The organism is Mesorhizobium sp. M7A.F.Ca.CA.004.12.1.1 (assembly GCF_003997835.1).
Lineage (GTDB): Bacteria > Pseudomonadota > Alphaproteobacteria > Rhizobiales > Rhizobiaceae > Mesorhizobium.
In genome coordinates this window covers 1-4,631 of sequence record NZ_RZRK01000495.1, presented here as the reverse complement: position 1 = coordinate 4,631, position 4,631 = coordinate 1, and the positions used below count along the sequence as shown (strand labels likewise).

Here is a 4,631-nt window from a genome sequence, read left to right as displayed (position 1 = left end):
GTGCGGTGGACATCGCCACGCTCGGCGTCGAGATCGTCCGCGACGAGGAAAAGACCAACCCCAATGTCGTCAAGATCGACGGCTCGCCGCTCTCGGGCAGCAGGCTGAGGGCGCTCTATTTCACCCGTGCCACGGCGCCTTGGGGCGAGGGGCCGCTCTACCATCATGTCGGCCTCTACGCCTATCGCCGCGACGCACTCGAGCGTTTCGTCGCGCTGAAGCCGTCGCCGCTCGAACGGCGCGAGCGGCTGGAGCAGTTGCGGGCGCTGGAAGCCGGCATGCGCATCGACGCCGAGATCGTCCAGTCGCTGCCGCTCGGCGTCGACACGCCGGAAGACCTCGAACGCGCCAGACAGATCCTTTCAACCTGAGATATCGGCATGCCTGAAAAGACCAACAGAATATCCTTCCAGGGCGAGCCGGGCGCCAATTCCGACACCGCCAGCCGCAACATGTTCCCTTCGATGGAGCCGTTGCCATGCCCGACTTTCGAGGATGCCTTCAACGCGGTCGAGACCAACAAGGCCGACCTCGCCATGATCCCGATCGAGAACACCATTGCCGGGCGCGTCGCCGATATCCATCATCTCTTGCCGGAATCGAAGCTGCACATCATCGGCGAATATTTCCTGCCCATCCATTTCCAGCTGATGGTGCTGCCGGGCGTCAGGCGCGACGAGATCAAGACGGTGCACAGCCATATCCCCGCGCTTGGCCAGTGCCGCAAATACATCCGCAAGAACGGCTGGAAGGCGATCGTCGCCGGCGCCACGGCCGGCGCCGCCAAGATGGTCTCCGAGGTCAAGGACCGCACCATGGCGGCGCTGTCGCCCGCGCTGGCAGCGACCCTCTACGGGCTCGATATCATCGAGCAAAACGTCGAGGACACCGACTCAAACGTCACCCGCTTTGTCGTCCTGACCAAGAACAAGCAATGGGCCGAGCGCCCGTCGCCTGACGTCAAGATGATGACGACCTTCATCTTCCGCGTCCGCAACGTGCCGGCCGCACTCTACAAGGCGATGGGCGGCTTCGCCACCAACGGCATCAACATGACCAAGCTGGAGAGCTACCAGCTGGGCGCTTTCACGGCGACGCTGTTCTACGCCGACATCGAGGGCCATCCCGACGACCCGCTGGTCAAGCTGGCGCTGGACGAGCTTCGTTTCTTCTCGCGCGAAGTGCGGATTCTGGGCGTCTATCCGGCCAGTGAGTCGCGTGAGCAGTGGAAGGTGGCGGACTGATCGCTACTAGGCATGGTCTTTTCCAAAAACCGGTTTCCACTTTTCGGGACCATGCCCTAAATCACCGCGCCCAGCGGCACATAGTCGATCTCCATGAAGGTCTCGACCTCGGGCACCCAGCGGTCGCGCACGAAGGCGACATGGTCTGGATGGTCGTTGTACCTGTTGTAGGCAGCCTGGTCGGCGAACTCCATCGAGAAGCCGAAACGATAGTCGTTCTTGGGGCTGATCTGCCGCAATTGCTCGAAATGCGTGACGCCCCTGATCGCGGTGAGGATTTTCTTGGCGTCGACCAGGAACCGCTTTTCCTCCAGCGAATGCGGCGGATGCTTCAGCGTGAAAACGACGGTGTGACGGATCATGCCCTGCTCCTGCAATGTCTTTGAATAATCGCGGCCATCATTCCGAGTCGACCCAGGCGCGGATCAGGTGATGCGCGATGGCGCCTTTCGGCGGCGTGACCAGATTGTCCTTGTGCGTCCTTTCCAGCATCAGGCGCACCTCGTCGCGAAAAAACCAGCGGCAGTCCTCAAGCTCGTTGAGGTCGGCCTGGATGTCGTCGTTGAGCGGCTCGCCGAAGCAGCCGATCATCAGCGAATAGGGAAACGGCCAGGGCTGGCTGGCGTGGTAGACGACGCGGCCAAGCCGGATGCCGGCCTCTTCCAGCGTCTCGCGGCGCACCGCCGCCTCGATCGTCTCGCCCGGCTCGATGAAGCCGGCAAGGGCCGAGTACATGCCCGGCGCGAAATGCCGGCCGCGCCCGAGCAGGCACTTCTCCCGCGTCGCCGTCAGCATGATCGCCACCGGGTCGGTGCGCGGAAAATGCTCTGTGCCGCAATTCGGGCAATGCCGCTTGTAGCCGCCGGCCCGCATCTGCGATTCTGTACCGCATTTGCTGCAGAAACGATGGCTGGCATGCCAGGCGAGCAGGGCCGCCCCTTGCGCCATCGCGCCAGCCGCCGCCTCGTCGATCAGCCCTTGCATGTAGACCGAGCGGTAGTCGATGGCCTTGACTGTTTCCGGAAGCTGTTCGGGTTCGACGCCGGCGGGCACGGCCAGCACCGGTCCTCGTTCGGAAAAGCCGAGCAGGATGCCTTGCGCCAGGGAAACCTTGAAGGGCTCGCTCTCGGTGGCGCCGAACCAGGGATCGAGAGCGCCGCTATCGCCGAGCTTCAAATAGAGCCGGCCGCCATGCATCAGAAGCAGCCGCGTCGCCGGATCGGCCAGCGCCTTGTCGACCGAATCGTCGGCGCGGTTCTCGGACTGCCGATCGATCGTGTTGCCGGCGAAGCCGACGAACTGGCTCGGCTCGCGCAAAGGCGCGTCAAACAGGCGGAAGCTCATGGGGACTCTGGAATATGTTGAGGGATGGACACTGGGAACGCTTATAGCGCCGCCTTGATCGTTTCGGCAAACCGTCGCAAGTCGGAACGTTGATAGGGCTCTCGCAGGCCGTGTCCCCACACAGGGCCTGGCCAGCCGGGATCACCTTCCGAGCGCGCGATGACATGGATGTGCAGCTGGCGCACGATGTTGCCGAGCGCGCCGGTGTTGATCTTGGTGCAGCCGGTCGCCTTCTTCAGCGCCTGCGCCACCATGTTGGTCTCGAAGGTCAGCATCGCCTGGTCGAGCGGCGTCATATCATGGATTTCCTCCGCGCCGGGCCGCTGCGGCACCAGCAGCAGCCACGGCCAGCGGCGGTCGTTCATCACCCGCAGTTCGCACAGCCCAAGCCACATCAACTGCTCGCTGTCCGCCTCCAGCCGTGCGTCCAGCGTGAATCCGGCCTCCAGGCCCGGCAGCATCGGCGTTTCCCTTGCTTTTCTTGGTTTGCTCAACACATGAAGGCTAGAGCGGCGGCAAGGGGGCTGCAAGTGAATCATTGCGCCCTCACGGTTTGGTGCGCCGATTCGACATTTAACGATTTCTTCGGCGGACTTGCATTTCGTCGCGCAATTGCCGATATGGAAAGCGGGAGGTTGGTGGTGGACGATCCACTCGCCAACCGGGTCAGGTCCGGAAGGAAGCAGCCCTAACGAGCCCGGAACGGGTCATTGTTCCAGCCTCCCACCTCATCGGCCCCTCTCGCGACATTGACGACGCATTGCAGCGCGGGCGAGACTATGCGCAGGAATCGGCCGCCTTCGGGCGCGGCCATTTGGAGCTTTACGGGCGTATGAGCGAAGCCGGAAATTCGGGACCAAAAAGCCTGGAGATAGGCAAGGCCGCCGCCTATCGCGTGCTGGCGCGCAAGTACCGTCCTTCGAATTTTTCCGAGCTGGTCGGCCAGGAGCCGATGGTGCGCACCCTCACCAATGCCTTTGCCACCGGCCGCATCGCCCAGGCCTGGATGCTGACCGGCGTGCGCGGCGTCGGCAAGACCACGACGGCGCGCATCCTCGCGCGGGCCCTGAATTATAAAACCGCTGACATCGACCAGCCTTCGGTCGACCTCGCCGTCCTCGGCGAACATTGCCAGGCGATCATGGAAGGCCGCCATGTCGACGTCATCGAGATGGACGCCGCCTCGCATACCGGCATCGACGACATCAGGGATATCATCGAGCGCGTGCGCTATGCGCCGGTCTCGGCCCGCTACAAGGTCTACATCATCGACGAAGTGCACATGCTGTCGACGCAAGCCTTCAACGGCCTGCTGAAGACGCTGGAAGAGCCGCCGCCGCACGTCAAATTCATCTTCGCCACCACCGAAATCCGCAAGGTTCCGATCACCGTTCTGTCGCGCTGCCAACGCTTCGACCTGAGGCGCATCGACGCCGGCGCTCTGGTCGCGCATCTGTCCTCGATCTCGGCCCAGGAAGGCATTTCTGTCGACGACGACGCGCTGGCGATGATCGCGCGCGCCGCCGAGGGCTCGGCCCGTGATTCGCTCTCCATCCTCGACCAGGCGATTGCCCATGGCGCCGGCTCTGTCGGCGCCGATGCGGTTCGGGCGATGCTCGGGCTCGCCGACCGCGCCCGCATCGTCGACCTGTTCGAACATGTGATGAAGGGCGATGTGGCGGCAGCCCTTGGCGAATTCCGTGCGCAGTATGACACCGGCGCCGATCCAGCCGCCGTGCTGACCGATCTTGCCGAATTCAACCATCTCGTCACCCGGCTGCGTTTCGTGCCGACGGCCATCGAGGATGCCTCGCTGTCGGAGGACGAGCGGCAGCGCGGCGCCGATTTCGCCAGAACGCTGTCGGTCAGGGTGCTGTCACGGACATGGCAGATGCTGCTCAAGGGCATCCCCGAGGTGCAGTCTTCCAACCGGCCGGTGAGTGCCGCCGAAATGGTGCTGATCCGGCTGGCGCATGCCGCCGATCTGCCGACGCTGGACGAGGCGCTGAGATCGCTCGATAGCGCTGCGCCTATGCAGAATGG

Annotated in this window: 5 protein-coding genes, 1 other RNA gene and 1 pseudogene; 4 read left to right on the top strand and 3 right to left on the bottom strand. The window is 63.6% G+C overall.

Annotated elements, in window-relative coordinates; translation table 11 throughout:
* Positions 1–371: pseudogene (locus EN984_RS23415) on the top strand (3-deoxy-manno-octulosonate cytidylyltransferase); the annotation flags it as partial.
* Between the two features lie 9 nt (positions 372–380).
* Complete coding sequence (locus tag EN984_RS23410) at positions 381–1,244, top strand: prephenate dehydratase (protein WP_127383971.1); 864 nt, start codon at positions 381–383, stop codon at positions 1,242–1,244.
* Between the two features lie 56 nt (positions 1,245–1,300).
* On the opposite strand, the gene EN984_RS23405 is transcribed toward EN984_RS23410, so the two are convergent.
* Genes EN984_RS23405 through EN984_RS23395 form a run of 3 tightly spaced genes read right to left on the bottom strand, consistent with a single transcriptional unit; the run spans position 1,301 to position 3,049 of the window.
* On the bottom strand, positions 1,301–1,606 hold the full coding sequence (locus EN984_RS23405; RefSeq protein WP_127268465.1) for a Dabb family protein: 306 nt from the start codon (positions 1,604–1,606) through the stop codon (positions 1,301–1,303).
* A gap of 37 nt (positions 1,607–1,643) precedes the next feature.
* Positions 1,644–2,588 (bottom strand): NAD(+) diphosphatase, encoded by a 945-nt coding sequence (gene nudC / locus EN984_RS23400; protein WP_127268464.1) that lies wholly within the window; start codon positions 2,586–2,588, stop codon positions 1,644–1,646.
* 41 nt (positions 2,589–2,629) lie between these two features.
* Positions 2,630–3,049 carry an HIT family protein gene (locus tag EN984_RS23395; protein WP_127256953.1) on the bottom strand — a complete coding sequence of 140 codons (420 nt, stop codon included), beginning with the start codon at positions 3,047–3,049 and terminating at the stop codon, positions 2,630–2,632.
* Between the two features lie 169 nt (positions 3,050–3,218).
* On the opposite strand from EN984_RS23395, the gene ffs reads away from it, so the two are divergent.
* Together ffs and EN984_RS23385 are read left to right on the top strand one after the other, a co-directional pair.
* Positions 3,219–3,315, top strand: an RNA gene (ffs, locus tag EN984_RS23390) — signal recognition particle sRNA small type.
* Between the two features lie 105 nt (positions 3,316–3,420).
* The coding region (locus tag EN984_RS23385) for a DNA polymerase III subunit gamma/tau (protein ID WP_127383970.1) at positions 3,421–4,631 on the top strand (1,211 nt) is incomplete at its 3' end.